This window comes from Pseudomonas sp. A2 (genome assembly GCF_023100865.1).
In the GTDB taxonomy this organism is placed as follows: domain Bacteria; phylum Pseudomonadota; class Gammaproteobacteria; order Pseudomonadales; family Pseudomonadaceae; genus Aquipseudomonas; species Aquipseudomonas asiatica.
Genome location: NZ_CP039127.1, coordinates 2,349,816 through 2,365,111, shown reverse-complemented (window position 1 = coordinate 2,365,111; position 15,296 = coordinate 2,349,816). Strand labels below are relative to the sequence as shown.

At 64.1% G+C, this 15,296-nt stretch carries 15 protein-coding genes; 8 read left to right on the top strand and 7 right to left on the bottom strand.

The features are described from left to right. Nucleotides 1-78 precede the first annotated feature (78 nt). Together E5221_RS11040 and E5221_RS11035 are read right to left on the bottom strand one after the other, a co-directional pair. Nucleotides 79-2,439: a DNA polymerase II gene (locus E5221_RS11040; RefSeq protein WP_247847385.1), complete on the bottom strand. Its 2,361-nt coding sequence runs from the start codon at nt 2,437-2,439 to the stop codon at nt 79-81. A 435-nt stretch (nt 2,440-2,874) separates the two neighbouring features. Next, nucleotides 2,875-3,795, bottom strand: coding sequence for a LysR substrate-binding domain-containing protein (locus E5221_RS11035; RefSeq protein WP_039614091.1), 921 nt, complete (start codon nt 3,793-3,795; stop codon nt 2,875-2,877). A gap of 159 nt (nt 3,796-3,954) precedes the next feature. Here E5221_RS11035 and E5221_RS11030 point away from each other — a divergent pair, with 159 nt between their 5' ends. The 8 genes from E5221_RS11030 to E5221_RS10995 all read left to right on the top strand — a co-directional run bounded on the left by E5221_RS11030 (nt 3,955) and on the right by E5221_RS10995 (nt 9,685). Continuing rightward, the gene (locus tag E5221_RS11030) at nt 3,955-4,743 is read left to right on the top strand and encodes a YqcI/YcgG family protein (RefSeq protein WP_015269755.1); all 789 of its coding nucleotides are present in this window, start codon (nt 3,955-3,957) and stop codon (nt 4,741-4,743) included. 2 nt (nt 4,744-4,745) lie between these two features. Continuing rightward, the gene (locus E5221_RS11025; RefSeq protein WP_061550513.1) at nt 4,746-5,372 is read left to right on the top strand and encodes a LysE family translocator; all 627 of its coding nucleotides are present in this window, start codon (nt 4,746-4,748) and stop codon (nt 5,370-5,372) included. Nucleotides 5,373-5,411: 39 nt separating this feature from the next. After that, a complete protein-coding gene (locus tag E5221_RS11020; protein WP_247847383.1) occupies nt 5,412-6,494 on the top strand; it encodes a hypothetical protein in 1,083 nt (360 codons plus the stop codon). Between the two features lie 138 nt (nt 6,495-6,632). Next, on the top strand, nt 6,633-7,328 hold the full coding sequence (locus tag E5221_RS11015; protein WP_013971959.1) for a hypothetical protein: 696 nt from the start codon (nt 6,633-6,635) through the stop codon (nt 7,326-7,328). 223 nt (nt 7,329-7,551) lie between these two features. Further along, nucleotides 7,552-8,244, top strand: a complete 693-nt coding sequence (locus E5221_RS11010) for an AzlC family ABC transporter permease (protein WP_025338488.1) — start codon at nt 7,552-7,554, stop codon at nt 8,242-8,244. Then, nucleotides 8,241-8,555: an AzlD domain-containing protein gene (locus tag E5221_RS11005; protein ID WP_003260448.1), complete on the top strand. Its 315-nt coding sequence runs from the start codon at nt 8,241-8,243 to the stop codon at nt 8,553-8,555. The genes E5221_RS11010 and E5221_RS11005 overlap by 4 nt, the downstream gene beginning before the upstream one ends. Further along, entirely contained in the window at nt 8,552-9,385 is an 834-nt protein-coding gene (locus tag E5221_RS11000; RefSeq protein ID WP_003260449.1) for an AraC family transcriptional regulator, read from the top strand. Before E5221_RS11005 ends, E5221_RS11000 begins: the two co-directional genes overlap by 4 nt. Before the next feature lie 72 nt (nt 9,386-9,457). Next, nucleotides 9,458-9,685: a hypothetical protein gene (locus E5221_RS10995; RefSeq protein ID WP_003260451.1), complete on the top strand. Its 228-nt coding sequence runs from the start codon at nt 9,458-9,460 to the stop codon at nt 9,683-9,685. A gap of 44 nt (nt 9,686-9,729) precedes the next feature. Here the strand turns inward: E5221_RS10995 and E5221_RS10990 are convergent, their stop codons facing one another. From E5221_RS10990 to E5221_RS10970, 5 genes are all read right to left on the bottom strand, one after another. Beyond that, nucleotides 9,730-10,212: a copper chaperone PCu(A)C gene (locus tag E5221_RS10990; protein ID WP_013971950.1), complete on the bottom strand. Its 483-nt coding sequence runs from the start codon at nt 10,210-10,212 to the stop codon at nt 9,730-9,732. After that, a complete protein-coding gene (locus E5221_RS10985; RefSeq protein ID WP_024086651.1) occupies nt 10,213-10,821 on the bottom strand; it encodes an SCO family protein in 609 nt (202 codons plus the stop codon). Between the two features lie 221 nt (nt 10,822-11,042). Next, the gene (gene nfuA, locus E5221_RS10980; RefSeq protein ID WP_003250416.1) at nt 11,043-11,627 is read right to left on the bottom strand and encodes a Fe-S biogenesis protein NfuA; all 585 of its coding nucleotides are present in this window, start codon (nt 11,625-11,627) and stop codon (nt 11,043-11,045) included. A gap of 58 nt (nt 11,628-11,685) precedes the next feature. Continuing rightward, complete coding sequence (locus E5221_RS10975) at nt 11,686-12,720, bottom strand: acyltransferase (protein ID WP_061550516.1); 1,035 nt, start codon at nt 12,718-12,720, stop codon at nt 11,686-11,688. A 235-nt stretch (nt 12,721-12,955) separates the two neighbouring features. Then, the gene (locus tag E5221_RS10970) at nt 12,956-15,256 is read right to left on the bottom strand and encodes a fatty acid cis/trans isomerase (RefSeq protein ID WP_247847734.1); all 2,301 of its coding nucleotides are present in this window, start codon (nt 15,254-15,256) and stop codon (nt 12,956-12,958) included. Nucleotides 15,257-15,296 lie beyond the last annotated feature (40 nt).

Here is a 15,296-nt window from a genome sequence, read left to right as displayed (position 1 = left end):
GTTGCGCCTCTGGCTGATCCAAAGGCCCGACACTAGACGCAGGCTTGCCAAGCGATAGGCTAGATAGGTACCACCTCTTCAGAACAGCACCAGCTGCTGGCCTGCCAATCCTTCGAAACTGTCGCCAACGAACGGCAGAATGGCATCGGCAACCGGCTGCAGTTGGCGGCTCAGGTAATGATCGTAATCGATGGGCGCCTGCCGGTTTTCCAGCGGCTCGGGGCCCGCGGTGGTCATCAGGTAGCTGATCCAGCCGCCACGCTGGTATTGCATCGGGCGGCCAAGGTGGCGGTTGTAGTCATCGGCCAGCCGGGCCGCGCGCACGTGCGGCGGCACGTTGCGTTGATAGTCGGCCAGCGGCCGACGCAGGCGCTTGCGGTATACCAGCAATTCGTCCAGCTCACCGGCAAGCGTCTGCCGCACATAGTCGCGCACGTAATCGCGGTATGGCTGGCCACGGAATATCCGCCCGTACAGCTCTTGCTGGAACTGCCGGGCCAGCGGCGACCAGTCGGTACGCACCGACTCCAGGCCCTTGTAGACCATCTGCTCGCCGCCATCGGCCCGCTGCACCAGCCCAGCGTAGCGCTTCTTGCTGCCCTCGTCCGTGCCGCGGATGGTGGGCATCAGGAAGCGCCGGTAATGCACCTCGAACTGCAGCTCCAGCGCACTTTCCAGGTTCATCTGCTCGCGCAGGTGTTCGCGCCACCACAGGTTGACCTCGGCCACCAGCTCACGGCCGATGCGTGCTGCAGCCTCCTCGCCGTGGGCGCCCTTGAGCCAGACGAAAGTGGAGTCGGTATCGCCATAGATCACCTCATAGCCCCTGGCTTCGATCAACGCACGGGTCTGGCGCATGATCTGGTGGCCGCGCATGGTGATCGACGAAGCCAGGCGCGGGTCGAAGAAGCGGCAGCCGCTCGAACCCAACACTCCGTAGAAGGCATTCATGATGATCTTCAGCGCCTGCGACAGCGGCGCGTTGCCCTCGCGCTTGGCCGCTTCCCGGCCCTGCCATACCCGCTCGACGATGGCCGGCAGGCAATGCTCGCTACGGGAAAAACGCCCACCGCGGAAGCCTTCCACCGAGTGTTCATCGTCGGGCAGGCGCAAGCCTTCGACCAGCCCCACCGGGTCGATCAGGAAGGTACGAATGATCGACGGGTACAGGCTCTTGTAGTCCAGCACCAACACCGAGTCGTAAAGGCCCGGGCGCGAATCCATGACGAAGCCACCGGGGCTGGCTTCGTCGGGGCGGCTACCGAGGTTGGGCGCAACAAAGCCAAGGCGGTGCATCTGCGGAATGTACAAGTGGCAGAACGCAGCCACCGAGCCACCGCTGCGGTCCACCGCAAGGCCGGTGACCGAGGCCCGCTCCAGCAGGAATTCGAGCAGGCGGGTGTGGGCGAAAATGCGCGTCACCAGCTCGCAATCCTTGAGGTTGTAGCGCGCCAGCGCCGGCTTGTCCTCGGCGAAGCGGCGGTTGATTTCATCCATGCGCTGGTACGGCGTATCGATGGCCTTGCCCTCACCGAGCAACGTCTGGGCGACACTTTCAAGGCTGAACGACGGGAAGCTCCAGGTCGCCGAGCGCAGCGCCTCGATGCCATCGATCAGCAGCCGCCCCGGGGCATCGGCGAACACGTGGCCACCACCGGCATGGCTGCGCAAGGTCATCGGTGCGCCATTGCGCCCCAGTGCCAGCGGGACCTGCAGCAGCTTGGCGTGCTCATGCAGCAGGCGCAGGTCGAACTGGATCAGGTTCCAACCGATGATTGCATCGGGGTCGTGTCTGGCCATCCACTGGTTGAGGCAGGCCAACATGTCGGCGCGGTCGGTGCAGTAGTGCAGGTCGAAGTCCAGGCCATCAGCCGTGCCATTGGCCGGCCCGAGCATGTACACCTGGCGCTGGCCACAGCCTTCCAGGGCAATGCTGTACAGCTCGCCCCGCTCGCTGGTCTCGATGTCCAGCGACACCAGGCGCAGCGGCGGCCGATAACCCGTCAAGGGCTTTAGCTGGGCATCGCAGAACACACTCTGGGCATCCGGTTGGCCAGTGAACTGCACCGGGGCAGTGATGAAGCGCTCCATCAGGTAGCGCTCGGGCGGGCGAATATCGGCTTCGAACACATCGATACCGGCGGTGCGCAGGCGTTGCTCCAGCTGCATCAGTTGCCGGTGCTGGCGGCAGTACAGGCCCAGCACCGGGCGCTGGTCAAAGTCTTTCAGCTGCAGCGGCCGCAACTCGACACCGGCTTCGTTGGCCAGCAGCACCCGCGCGTGCGCTTCCTGCGCCTGGGGAATGAATGCCACCGATACCTGTGGCGCCAGGCGCAGCTGCCGTGGCCCCTGGTCGGTGGCCAGCCAGAATTCCACGCAGGTGCCTTCGGGCGTGTCATGCCAATGTCGGGTCAGGACAAAGCCCTGCTGCAACTCCACCGCGTCGACCTCTGAATCGTTTGTTGTGCTGATTGCGGGATTCTACCGCTGACGCACCGTCGCAGCGCATTTTGTTGGGGCCAGCCGGTGTTTGTCGCAATATTTTCAGCGCCTGTGGGATCGAGCGCCGCCCGCGCGGCGCTTCGCAGCACAAGGCTGCTCCTACATCTGTTTCGGGCCAATTACGCCTGCCCCAATGCACGCGACCGCCTTGTTTGCCCGGCATGATATCGAGGTGGACACCAAGTGGCCGCGCGCCTTTGCCACAGGAATAACTGGCCCGAAAAAGATGTAGGAGCAGCCTTGTGCTGCGAAGCGCCGCGCGGGCGGCGCTCGATCTCCCAGGCGCTGAATCCCTCAAGACAAACACCCCCGCCACAAACCACTCCACCGCCGGGCGCTTGCCGGCGGCCGGGCGCTTGCTCGAACGCGTGTTCAACCGTACAGGTAATTGATGTCCTTGCAGGGCAGCGGTGGCACCTGGCCAAGCAGGAACTCGCGCAGCTTGTGCATCTGCCGCGCCTTGGGGCTGGCCTTGAGCCAGGTCATGTAATAGCCGTCGCCGGTGGCCACCGCGTGCTTGAACGGCGTAACCAGGCGCCCGGCCAGCAGGTCGGCACTGGCCAGCACCAGGTCGACCACCGATATACCCAGGCCTTGCTGGGCAGCCGAGATGCCCTGGTCGAGGGTATCGAACACTTGCCCGTGGTCGATGCTGATGTCCAGCGCGTCCATGCGAGCCAGCCAGCGCCGCCAGTCTCGCCGGTCAGGGGACGGGTGCAGGAATTCGCACTGGGCCAGATCGGCAAGGTCCGGTTGCGCCTCGGCCATGTAATCCGGGTGGCACACCGGGATCAGCCATTCATCGAACAGCTTGAAACTCTCGATATCGGCGGGAAAACGCCCGTTGGCCAGGAGAATCGCACAGTCGTAGGGCTCGGAATAGAAGTCCACGCTGTCGATGTCCATCCACACGCTGGACAGCTGCACGCTGCAGTTGTCCTCGGTCTTCTTGAACGCATCCAGCGCACGCAGCAGCCAGCGCACGGTCAGCGTGGACGGTGCCTTCAGACGCAGGCCGTAGCGGTCCTGGCGCAGCAGGGCGCAGGCATTTTCGATGATCTTGAAGCCAACCTTGAGTTCCTGCGCCAGCAGGCGGCCGTGCTCGGTCAGGGCCAGCTTCGGCCCGCGGCGTTCGAACAGGTCGCAGCCGAACATGGCTTCGAGGGTCTTGATGTGGTGGCTGACGGCGCCCTGGGTCAGGGCCAGCTCTTCCGCGGCACGGGTAAATGAGCCATAGCGAGAGGCTACCTCGAAGGCACGCAGCGCGTGCAAAGCCTGAATCCGTTCCGACATGGCGACGCCCCGAGCATGAGTAAGACTAATAGTAGGTCATAGTTCCACGCGTTTTACAACGTCAAGGACGTCTCGGAAAATGCAGGTAAATAATAAACATAACCAAGATCCTGCCTGCATGTGACTTGAACGTTCATCAAATTTACGCCTGGGGAAATCATGTCGACGGGTTATGGAACTTGCTATCGCCTGGATGCGCTAGAGCTGGCCGCTGACCATGTGCGCAACACGCGACATTGGACCTACAAAGCCGTAGAACATTTTCGCAGTGTCCTCGCCAACCCCGAGTTTCCCTGCCTGTTCGGCCGCAAGGCGGTAAATGGCGCAACTTGCCACATCCTCTTCGCCCGCGCCGGGCAACTGGCCGATGACATCGCCATGGGCCTGGCCGACTACGTACGCACCGTCGCCCCCATCCCACCCAAGCAGCGTATCGGCAGCCCACTGGTGGTGTTTCTCGAAACTGCCGCCGACTACACCCTGGCCGAGCAACAGGCGCTGGCCTGGAAGGTGTTGCGTGGCGTGCACGCGCGCGACCCGCATCCCTGGCCGCAGGGCATCCCGACCGACCCCGACGACAATGCCTGGTCGTTCTGCTTTGCCGGCATGCCGCTGTTCATCAACATGAACTTCCCCGGCCACCAGCAGATGAAAAGCCGCAACCTGGGGCCACACATCACCTTCGTCATCAACCCGCGGGCGAACTTCGACGAAGTGGCCAACGTCAACACCGAAAGCGGCCATCGTATCCGCGAACGCATCCGCGAGCGCGTGCACCACTACAACGACGGCGTCATGCCCGACACCCTTGGCTTCTTCGGCGATGCCGACAACTACGAGTGGAAGCAGTACCAACTGCAGGAGGCAGGGTCGCTCAACCCGTCCCGCTGCCCGTTCCACGCCCATGCCGTACAGCCGGCAACACCCGACATACTGATCGAGACCTGACCGTGAATACCGCACTCACCGCTACCTACGCCCTGACTGTCCTGCTACTGATCGCCACCCCCGGCCCGGTGGTGGCACTGATCGTCAACACCGCGGCCGCCTCCGGCTCACGCAAGGCCATGTTCACCGCTGTCGGCACCAACTGGGCATCACTGGTGCTGATCGGCGCAGCGGCCTGGATCATTCTCACCAGCGCCGCCATCGACAAGGCCTGGCTCAGCGCCATGAGCCTGCTGGGCTGCCTGTTCATCGGCTACATCGCCGTCGGCACGCTGCGGGACGCCCTGCACGCTCCGGCAGCCGAGGCACCGGGCGAGCTCGCCAAGCCTGGCCGCGGCGGGCTGCTGCAAGGTTTCATGGTAGGCATTTCCAACCCGAAGGACATCATCTTCTTCATCGCCTTCTTCCCGCAGTTCATCCAGATCACCGAGTCGTTCGGCAAGAGCATGGTGGTGCTGTCGTTGCTGTGGGTGGCCATCGATTTTGCCGTGCTCAGCCTTTACATCTTCGCCATCGGCAAGATCGCCTCGCAACGCAGCAACCGCATGATCAGCCTGGCATCGGGGGTCGCCCTGCTGCTGATTGCCGCCGGCGGCCTGCTGTACAACGTCAGGGAGCTGGCGGCCTGAATGTGATGCATGGTGCCCGCTGCGAGAGAAGGAGAACCCATGACTGCGATTGACACGTGCCCTTCACCTTCGCCGTTGCAACAGGACTACCAGCGCTTTCTGCTGCTGGGCAGCCGGCGTGCACCGCACACCGTGCATGTGCACGAAACCGGCTACCGCTCCGGCACCATCAATACCGATGCCCTGGGCCTGCGTTACAGCCATTGCGCCGGCAAGCGTTTTTCGGTAGCCGAACGCGGTGGTGCATCACGCATCAACCTGCTGGTCGGCGGTTCCGCCGCGCTGGGCATCGGAGCAAGCTCCGACGAACACACGGTGGCCTCGCACCTGTCGATGCTTACTGGCGAAGTCTGGCTGAGCCTGGCCGGCTGCGGGCTCAATGCGAGCCAGGAGCTGCTGATGTTCCTGACCCACCAGCACCGCCTTGGCCAGCTTGGCCATGTGGTGGTGCTAAGCGGCCTCAACACCCTGGCCCACGAAGCCCTCTGCGAAGTCCTCGCCAGCCTGAACGACCCGCGGCAAGCCAAGGCCTATCAGGACTTTCTCAACAGTTTCAGCGAAGGCATACAGCCCACGACAACGCCACGCCGGCAATCGCTGTGGCGGCGCATCGGTCAGGCGTTGGCCACGCCCCCGGTCGTGACACCTGCCACCTGGTCGCTGTCGCCTCCGGAAAAGCGCCTCACCCGAGCCGCCGACAACATTGGCCGGACCTTGCGCCAATGGGACCGTCTGCTGGCAGACAGCCATTCCACCCTCACCTTCATCCTGCAGCCGTTGCTGCCTTGGTGCCGGGATAGCCTGCCCGCTGGCGAGGAGGCAATGCTGAATGCGCTGCAGCGGCAACCGGCGAATTTCGACCGGCTGCTGGACGGCGCATTCGACAGCCAGTTGCACTCGGCCTTCTTCCGCCGCATCAAGAGCCAGGCCGACCCGGTGCCTTGCTACGACATGAATTGCATGCTCAGCAGCTCGCCGGTGTTCGGCGCCGACCTGTTCATCGACCGCCTGCATCTGAACGACCTGGGCAACAATGCCCTTGCCAAGGTCATTACCGCCAAGCTTGGCCTGGCCCAGGAAAAACATGCCCAGCGCAAGGTCACGCCGATCAAGCTCGTCTGAGAATTGCCGGGTGGTCTTTCGGCCAGGCCCCTTGGGTGGCTAGAATAGGCCGTCGTTCCGATCTGCCCGAGGCGCACGCTTGACCGCCATGAACATCGAAGCCATCCATCAGTACCCGGCACCCCTTGGGGCTTGCCAGTGAGCCGCATGCTTCGCTTGCCCCCACTGTTGATCGCCCTGATGCCACTGGCTGCGCACTCGCTGGAAGTGCGCATCGACCCTCATGCCGACCTGCTCTACCGCCAGGCCTTGCCCCTGCTGGAGCAGGCCGACAACCAGGACGACGGCGCCAGCACGCTGCGTACGACCGTCGGCGGCGACCCGGAGCTCAGCCGCCAGGGCCAGGCCATGGCCCACACCCTGCCGACCGCGGTCGCCTTGCTGAAAAAGTCCGTGGAGCTGGGCCACCCGGTCGCACAGTACCGCCTGGCGCTGTACTACATGACCTACCTGCCCGCCGCGCAAATCCCGGATGCCGCCTGCCCGTTGCTCGAAGCCAGCCTCAGGCAGGGCTTTGCCGCACCGGCGCCGGCCATCGCCACCTGGTGCCCTCCCTACAACGCCAGCAGCGAGTACCGTACTGCGCTGGAGGCCATCCCCAACATGGCCACCGTGTATGCGCCCTACTACCCGCAACCGGCCACGCACCTGGCCTGCAACCGCAACCGGCCACAAGGCCTGGAAATGCAGTGGGGGCGCCAGCGTGACTACCAGGCCGAGGTATACCGCCTGCTCGGCGACCTGGACCCGCAGCACCGCCAGAGCCTGCTGCAGAAGGCCGTGGACACCAACGGCTGCGTGACGGCGCAGCAGCACCTGACCAGCCATCCGTAACACGGACACGGTTTCCGTGTAGGAGCGGCCTTGTGTCGCGATGGGGCGCGCAGCGGCCCCAGGATTTCAGCTTCGCCGCAGATATTGCCGGGGCCGCTGCGCGCCCCATCGCGACACAAGGCCGCTCCTACAAGGGACCGTGCCCAGGCATAGCAAGATCGTTCAAGCCATCCCCCGCCCCGTCTGGCATGCTGGCCTGCCACGTACACGCACTGCAGCCACCATGCCCCACATCGCCCGCCAAGCCTTTCTCCACGGCGCCATCGCCATTCTCCCGTTGTCCCTGGCCGTTGCCCCCTGGGGCCTGCTGGCTGGCTCCATGGCCATCGAGGCCAATCTCAGCGCCTGGGAGGGGCAAGGGCTTTCGGCCATCGTCTTCGCCGGTGCCGCGCAACTGGTGGCGATCGGCATGCTCAAGGGCGGCGCCAACCTCGCGTCGATCCTGTTGACTACCCTGCTGCTGACCTCGCAGCACCTGCTGTATGGCCTGACGATGCGCCCGGTGCTGTCCAGCCAGCCGCTGCGCTGGCGCCTGGGCCTGGGCTTCCTGCTCACCGACGAGTTCTTCGCCCTGACCAGCCAGTACGACCAGCAGCAGTTCAACCGCTGGTACGCCCTGGGCGTGGGCCTGACCTTCTACGTCGCCTGGAACCTGTTCACCCTGGCCGGCATCCTGCTGGGGCAGAACATTCCGCACCTGGACCAGCTCGGCCTGGACTTTTCCATCGTCGCCACCTTCGTCGCCCTGATCGCGCCGCTGGTGCGCAACCTGGCCACACTTGTATGCGTGGCAGTGTCGCTGTTCTGTTCGGTGCTGTTCAGCTACTGGCACTGGGAAACCGCCTTGGTGGCCGCAGGCCTGCTGGGCATGAGCGCCGGTTTCGTCTGCCAGAAATTCACCGGAGCCCGCGCATGACCTGGGTCCTGATTCTTGCCATGGGCGCCATCGTGTTCCTCAACCGCTATGCGTTCCTGGAGCCGCGCCTGCCCTTGCGCCTGAGCTCCAACGCCAGGCAGTTCCTCGGCTTCGCCGTGCCAGGCATGCTCACCGCGATATGCGGCCCGATCATCTTCATGCCCGAGCACCAGCTGGACCTGAGCCTGCTCAACCCTTACCTGCTGGGTTCGCTGGTGGCCATCGCCCTGGTGCTGTTGACCCGCAGCGTGTTGCTGAGCATGCTGGTGAGCATGTTGATCTTCTTCCTCTTGCGCAGCTGGCTGGCATGAGCACGCCCCTGCGCGAACAGACACACCTCTGGCAGGCGCCGGCACTGGGCGACGTCGAGATGCTGCACGCGCGCTATTTCCAGCAGCGCTTCGCACCGCATGTGCATGAAGGCTATGTGTTCACCGTGATCGAGTCGGGCGCCCAGCGCTTCTGGCATCGCGGCAGCGAGCACCTGGCGCCGGTCGGCAGCATGGTGCTGATCAACCCCGACGAGCTGCACACCGGGGCCACCGCCCACGAAGCGGGCTGGCGCTACCGTGGGTTCTACCCGGAACATGAACGGGTAACCGGGGTGCTCGACGAACTGGAACTGGGCCGCCATGGCATGCCCAGCTTCAAGGACAGCGTGATCCACGACCCGGCCCTGGCGCTTGCCTTCAGCCAGTTGCACCAGCTGTCCGAAGCCGGCGCCAGTGCCCTGCAGCAGCAGACCGCCTGGCGCCAGGCGGTGCTGGCCCTGGTGCAACGGCACGGGCAATGCGCCGAACCTGCCGCCCCTGGCCACGAACCGCTGGCAGTGGCCCGCGCCCGTGAGCTGCTGGAAAGCCAACTGGCCGACCCACCCTCGCTCGAAGCTCTGGCGGCGGCGGTCAACCTGTCACCGTTCCACTTCGCCCGGGTGTTCCGCCAGGCCACCGGCCTGCCGCCACATGCCTGGTTGAAACAGCGGCGCCTGGCCCGTGCGCGGGAAATGCTCAAGCGTGGCTGGGCTGCCTCGGACGTGGCGTTCGACCTGGGCTTTGCCGACCAGAGCCATTTGAGCCGGCAGTTCAAGCAGGCTTACGGGGTAACGCCAGGGGCTTATCGCAGCGCCTGCCTGCAAGGCTGAGCTGCGACAGCCGGCCTCAGGCAGGCCAGCCAGCCACTGCTACACTGACAAGGCTGAATGGAGGATCCTGCCATGTCCGAAAGAGAGCTCACCACCCTCCTGTCGCTGATGAACCAGCGCCAAGCCTGCCTGAGCAGTGCCTGCAAGGAGATAGCCGACTGGATCGACCGGCAGGGCGACGTGCCCGCCGCCGGCAAGATCCGCGCAAGCCTCAAGGCTCTGGAGGCTGATGAGGCCCAGGTCCGCAAGACCCTGACCTCGCTGACCCTGGACAGACCGCTGCCCAAGTTTCGCAGCTGATTGAACCGGGGGCTGCCTGGCAGCCCCCAAAGGGTTCAGCCTGATCAGTGCTTCATGTGCATGTGATCATGCCCACCGCCCGCCTCGGCGTTGAGCGCACGCACTTCGGCCTGCACGTCCAGGGTTTCCTTGGCCCCCTTGGCATCTTCGATGGTCAGGGTCAGCGGCACTTTCTCGCCTTCCTTCACCTGGTTGTTCAGGCCCATCAGCATCACATGCAGGCTGTTCGGGTCGAGGGTCACCGCCTTGCCGGCCGGCAACTCGACCGCCTTGACCTCACGCATGCCCATCACATCACCGTTCATGGTCATCTCGTGCACCTGCACAGTCTTGGCCACAGGCGAAGCCACGCCCACCAGCTTGCTGTCGCTGCTGGCGGTCAGGGTCATGAAGGCACCGGTGGACTGCTGGTGCGGCACGGTCGCCCGCACCCAGGCGTCACTTACGGTGGTCTGGGCCAGGGCCGGCAGCGCCAGGCCCATCAGGACCAGGGCAGCCAGGCCGTGCTTGATCGGTTGCATCGACATTCAGCAGATCTCCATCAGGGTGACCAGGTCTTCGGCGCATTCCTGGGCGGTCAGGGAATGGCCCAGGCTCAGGCGCAGGGTGCCACGCGTATCGTAGACGTAGCTGGTGGACGAGTGAGAGACGGTATAGGTATCACCGGCCGGGACTTTCTCGTAGAACACCTTGAATTCCTTGGCCACCGCGGCGATTTCCTCGGGGGTGCCGGTCAGCGCGGTGAACGACGGGTCGAACGCCTTCACGTAGGCGTCGAGCACTTCGGGGGTGTCGCGCTCCGGGTCCAGGGTAATCAACACCACCTGGAACAGGTCGCGATCGCGGCCGCGCAGCAGCTTGCGGATTTGCGCCGCGCGCGCCAGGGTGGTCGGGCACACGGCCGGGCACTGGGTGAAGCCGAAGAAGATCATCGGCATGCTGCCGTAGAAACTCGATAGGGTGCGCACATTGCCTTGGGTGTCCTTGAGGCTGAACTTGCGCCCAAGGATTTCGTTGCTCATGTTCTTGCCGTACTTGAACTCGAGCCCCCGGGCCGGGCTGCAGCCTGCGAGCAGGCCAAGCCCGAGAACGCCCATCCCGGCGACAACTGCGCGCCGGGTATATAGATCATTCATGAAACCATCCTTTACAGGGAAGGTGCCGGCCCTCGGGACGGGCCGGTCGAAAAACCGGGGCATTCTGGCACGACACCCCGAGGGGTTCTACCCGACGAAGGCAAGGATCGGCTGCAGCCCTTTGAATACGGGCTGCGGCCTGTTGTCGCAGGGGTTGAAACAGTAACACTTTGTTGCTAAGGGAGTGTGTTCAACGCGATCCCTGTAGGAGCGCGTCATCCTCAGTAGTAGGCGTTCTCTTTCTGACTGTGGTCAGTCACGTCACGCACGCCCTTTAGCTCGGGGATACGCTCGAGCAGGGTGCGCTCGATGCCTTCCTTCAGGGTCACGTCGGCCTGGCCACAACCTTGGCAACCACCACCGAACTGCAGCACGGCAATACCGTCGTCGACCACATCCACCAGGCTCACCTGGCCGCCGTGGCTGGCCAGGCCGGGGTTGATCTCGGTCTGCAGGTAATAGTTGATGCGCTCGTTGATCGGGCTGTCTTCGTTGACCATCGGCACCTTGGCATTCGGCGCCTTGATGGTCAGCTGGCCACCCATGCGGTCGGTGGCATAGTCGACCAGCGCGTCTTCCAGGAACGGCACGCTGACCGCGTCCAGGTAAGCGGTGAAGCTCTTCAGACCCACGGCGGTGTCGTCAGGCTTCTCTTCGCCCGGCTTGCAGTAGGCGATGCAGGTTTCGGCGTACTGGGTGCCCGGCTGGGTGATGAAAATGCGAATGCCGATGCCAGGCGTGTTCTGCTTGGAGAGCAGATCGGCCAGGTAGTCATGGGCGGCGTCGGTAATGGTTATAGCGCTCATGTAGGTTCCTCACAGACTTGCGGCCAAGTGTACGCCAACCCGGCCTTCGAACAAAGTCCTAGTATTTGACTCGGGAAAGCGCATATTCAGGGGCCCGCCCCCGTGGCGCCGCCAGCCAGGCCTGCATGCGCCGGTACAGGCCGCGCTCCAGCCACTGGTAGCTGAACCACGACATTAGTCCAATGGACGGCACGCACAGGGCAAACACCAGGTACGGGTTCAACTGCAGGCGCTGGCTGGCGAACCAGCCGGCGTACAGCACCAGCACATGGACCAGGTACACCGAATACGAACAGTCGCCCAGCGCCTTGAGCACCCGGTTGCCGCGGAACACCGGCTCCAGGGCGACGAAGGCCAGCACGATCATTGCGCTCGGCACGCCCCAGTGCAGCAAGCGCCGCGAAGCGTCCAGATGGTAGATGGCAAGGCCTGCCACCGCCAGCAATGCCAACGGCAGCCAGCGGCCCTGGTGAATCAGCCCGCGACGGTGCAGCACGCCCAGGCCGATGCCGAGCAGGAATTCGTAGATGATGTCGTTGCTGTAGAAGCGGCTGAGCACGCCCAGCCCGCCCAGTATCTCGCTGGCCAGCAGCAGCGCGGCGGTGACCAGCAGCTGGTGATGACGCTGGCGCACCAGAAAGGCCAGGCCGAACAGCAGATAGAAGAACATCTCGAAGTTCAGCGTCCAGCCCACGTTCAGGGTCGGGTACAAGCCGTAGCCACCGGGGTTTTCCGCCGGGATGAACAGCAGCGACAGCAGCAGGTGGTGCCAGGTGAATGCCTGGTGCGGCATCCATTGGCTGAAGGCCAACAGCAGGGTTGCCATCAGCGCCGTGTAGAACCAGTAGGCCGGAACGATACGCAGCGCCCGGTTGAGCAGGAACTGGCGGGGCTCGATGGCCTTGTCGCGGGTCGACAGGTAGATGACCAGCCCGCTTATGACGAAGAAGATGTCGACGCCTGCGGCGCCGCGGTCGGTGAGCAGTTGGCCGATGGGGCCGGAGGCTTGGAAGTCGAAGAAGATCTGCATGAAATGGTGGCAGACCACCACCCAGGCGGCGAACGCCCGCAGTGCCTGAAGCGAATACAGCATGGAGAACCCTGCAGTTGCCGGTGCATTGAGGCCCAGGCTCGAATGCAGGGGCGAGCGCTACGCGCTCGTTCGCGGGTAAACCCGCTCCCACAGGGTTAGCGCTGACCTCGAGAGCGGTGCCATACCTGTGGGAGCGGGTTTACCCGCGAAGGGCTGCAAAGCAGCCCCCTTGCAATCGATCAGGACCACCCAGCAAGTCCGACCGCAGGGTAATCGGAAAGGTCAGCCCAACCGATCAGAGGTTCTCGTAGCGGTTCATGTCCAGCACTCCCGCCTCGACCGGTTCGGTCTCCTTGATGAAGCTGTTCAGGTCATGGAAGTAGCGCCAGAACTCTGGGTGACTGCGACGCACACCCCAGCGCATGACGATGCGCTCGAACCTGGCCGGGTCATCTTTCGCATACTCCATGTCCTCGACGAACTCGGGCACATCCCTGGTGGGGATGTTGAAGATGAAGTTGGGGTAGCTGCTGAGCACGCCCGGGTACAGGGTCAGGGTATCCAGCCCCGGCTGGTAGCGGTACGCCTCGCCCAGCAGGAACGCCACGTTGCTGTGCGCACGGTTGCGCAGCAGGCTGTACACCTGGCGCTGGCCGCCCTGCCCTTCGATGCGTAGCATGGTTGCCTCGGGCAGCTGGTTGATCACCTTCAACCCGGCAGCCGGGCGCGACACCAGGCGGCTGAGCGACTGCTCGGCATTGCGGAACTCTTCGCTGACCTGCGGCCGTGAACAGAACGCGCCCTGGCAGCGGTTGATGGGGTCAGGCGCGGCATTCAGGCTGCCGGTACGCTGCAGAAGCTTCAGGCCGAAGTCGCGCTTGGGGTTGCGCGGGTCGAGCTGGATGCCGCTCGGGGTGTCGGTGTCGATGTCTTCATAATCCATCCACATCTTTACCTTGCCGCTGTTCTGGTACCAGTCGCCGAGGATCGCCTTGCGCTGGTCGGCCGGCATCAGGCGCAGGAAGTTGACCTCGGCGCCGTTGCGGATCAGGTCGAAGTACAGGCGCGTCTGCAACTGGTGCGAGACGTTGCCGAACACATCGAAGTTGACCGCCAGCTGGTAATAGGTGCGCTCGAACAATGGGTAGTCGAACAGCCACACGGTCAGCGGCACATCACCGATCAGGCCCTTGGTCACCGAGGCGCTGTCGAAGTGGCGGAAAATGCTCAGCAACGCGTTGTCGTTACCGGCCCATAGCGTCGCCCAGCCCGGGGCCGGCATGTCGGCATAGGCTTCGCGGCGCAGTTTTTCGTACTCGTTGCGCTTGTCACGGTAGGCGTGCCACAGGCTCAGCACGCTGCCCACGTCATCGATCTGCCCAGGCATGGCCAGCAGCGGTGTGGCCTCGCCACGGTACTTGGCATCGGTGATGTAGCGGTCGTGGGCCGGCTCCTGGAACAACGCCCAGAAGTTGTCGCGGATCACGTCGGTGGCAATCTGCCCACGGCATACCGGGCCACGGATGAAGGTGCGCACGAAGTACTCGGCGTTATCCAGCATGAACTGGTAGCGCGCCACTGCCGGGATCGCTTCGAAGGTTTCGAACGGGTTGGCCCGGTGGCGCGGGCCGTAGCCTGGCAGCGCAGTGGCATGCCAGTCGCCGGCGTAGAACAGTTGCTTGACCCGCTTGAGCTTCTGCGGCCCCATCGGATAGGTGATGTGCGTCTTGTGCACGATCACGCCCTGCACCGGGATCAACCGGTAGTAGAAGTCGGTGCCCGGCGGGTCGTTGGGGCGGCGCGTGGCGATCAGGTCGACCGGCTGACCGCTCGGTGTACGCGAACGCACCCACTGGAAGAAGTGGCCCTGCTCGCCACCAACGAAATAGATGTGCGCCAGGAACAGGTGCTCGTACAGCCAGCGGCCGACCAGCGCCTCGGTGGAACCCGGGCGGTTGAGCAGCTCTTCCCAGTCGGCAATCTGCTTGGCTTCGGCCGCGCTTGGCTTGATCGGCTGGTACTCGACCGGTGCACCGGCGGCCAACCAGCGGCGCATGGTGTCGTATTCCTTGTCAGTCAGGCCGGTCACCGCCAGCGGCATGCCTTCCTTGGGATGGGCACCGGCATAGGCATCGAACTCTTGCGGCAACGGGCACATGTTGTTGCGGTTCAGGCCCAGGACGATTTCCTCGGGCAGCTTGGCATTGGGCGTGAGCGGGGTCTTGTGCCCCAGCTCGAGCATGCGCGCCATCAGCGCGGCCTGGCTGCCCTGGTTGTCGAGCACGGAGTAAAAGCCCTTCTTGCGCCACTCGCCCTCGCTGTGGGCATCGTAGAACAGCCGCGTGGTGGGCACTGCCTTGCTGCGCTCGCCCTGATACACCGGCACCTTGGTGGCGCCGCGTACCGCGCCTTCGGGGCTTTCCAGCTTCAGCTGGCAGGCGGCGTCGTTGCAGGCGTGGCAGGCCACGCATTTCTCGGTGAAGATCGGTTGAATGTCCCGGGTGTAGGAAATAGCCGGGCTCGACTGGGGGGCTTGCCCGAACGCCACACTGCAGATGAGCAGGGCGAAAACGCCGGCAAGAATACGATGCACCATGTGCGGAAAGTCCTGGGTATTGAAAGCCATCACGATTTGT

What these genes read in the sequence shown, in the direction of transcription:
- E5221_RS11035 (WP_039614091.1), bottom strand. Translation starts at nt 3,795, where the DNA reads ATGTCGGAACGGATTCAGGCTTTGCACGCGCTGCGTGCCTTCGAGGTA.
- E5221_RS11030 (WP_015269755.1), top strand. Translation starts at nt 3,955, where the DNA reads ATGTCGACGGGTTATGGAACTTGCTATCGCCTGGATGCGCTAGAGCTG.
- E5221_RS11020 (WP_247847383.1), top strand. Translation starts at nt 5,412, where the DNA reads ATGACTGCGATTGACACGTGCCCTTCACCTTCGCCGTTGCAACAGGAC.
- E5221_RS11010 (WP_025338488.1), top strand. Translation starts at nt 7,552, where the DNA reads ATGCCCCACATCGCCCGCCAAGCCTTTCTCCACGGCGCCATCGCCATT.
- E5221_RS11005 (WP_003260448.1), top strand. Translation starts at nt 8,241, where the DNA reads ATGACCTGGGTCCTGATTCTTGCCATGGGCGCCATCGTGTTCCTCAAC.
- E5221_RS11000 (WP_003260449.1), top strand. Translation starts at nt 8,552, where the DNA reads ATGAGCACGCCCCTGCGCGAACAGACACACCTCTGGCAGGCGCCGGCA.
- E5221_RS10995 (WP_003260451.1), top strand. Translation starts at nt 9,458, where the DNA reads ATGTCCGAAAGAGAGCTCACCACCCTCCTGTCGCTGATGAACCAGCGC.
- E5221_RS10990 (WP_013971950.1), bottom strand. Translation starts at nt 10,212, where the DNA reads ATGTCGATGCAACCGATCAAGCACGGCCTGGCTGCCCTGGTCCTGATG.
- E5221_RS10985 (WP_024086651.1), bottom strand. Translation starts at nt 10,821, where the DNA reads ATGAATGATCTATATACCCGGCGCGCAGTTGTCGCCGGGATGGGCGTT.
- nfuA (WP_003250416.1), bottom strand. Translation starts at nt 11,627, where the DNA reads ATGAGCGCTATAACCATTACCGACGCCGCCCATGACTACCTGGCCGAT.
- E5221_RS10975 (WP_061550516.1), bottom strand. Translation starts at nt 12,720, where the DNA reads ATGCTGTATTCGCTTCAGGCACTGCGGGCGTTCGCCGCCTGGGTGGTG.
- E5221_RS10970 (WP_247847734.1), bottom strand. Translation starts at nt 15,256, where the DNA reads ATGGTGCATCGTATTCTTGCCGGCGTTTTCGCCCTGCTCATCTGCAGT.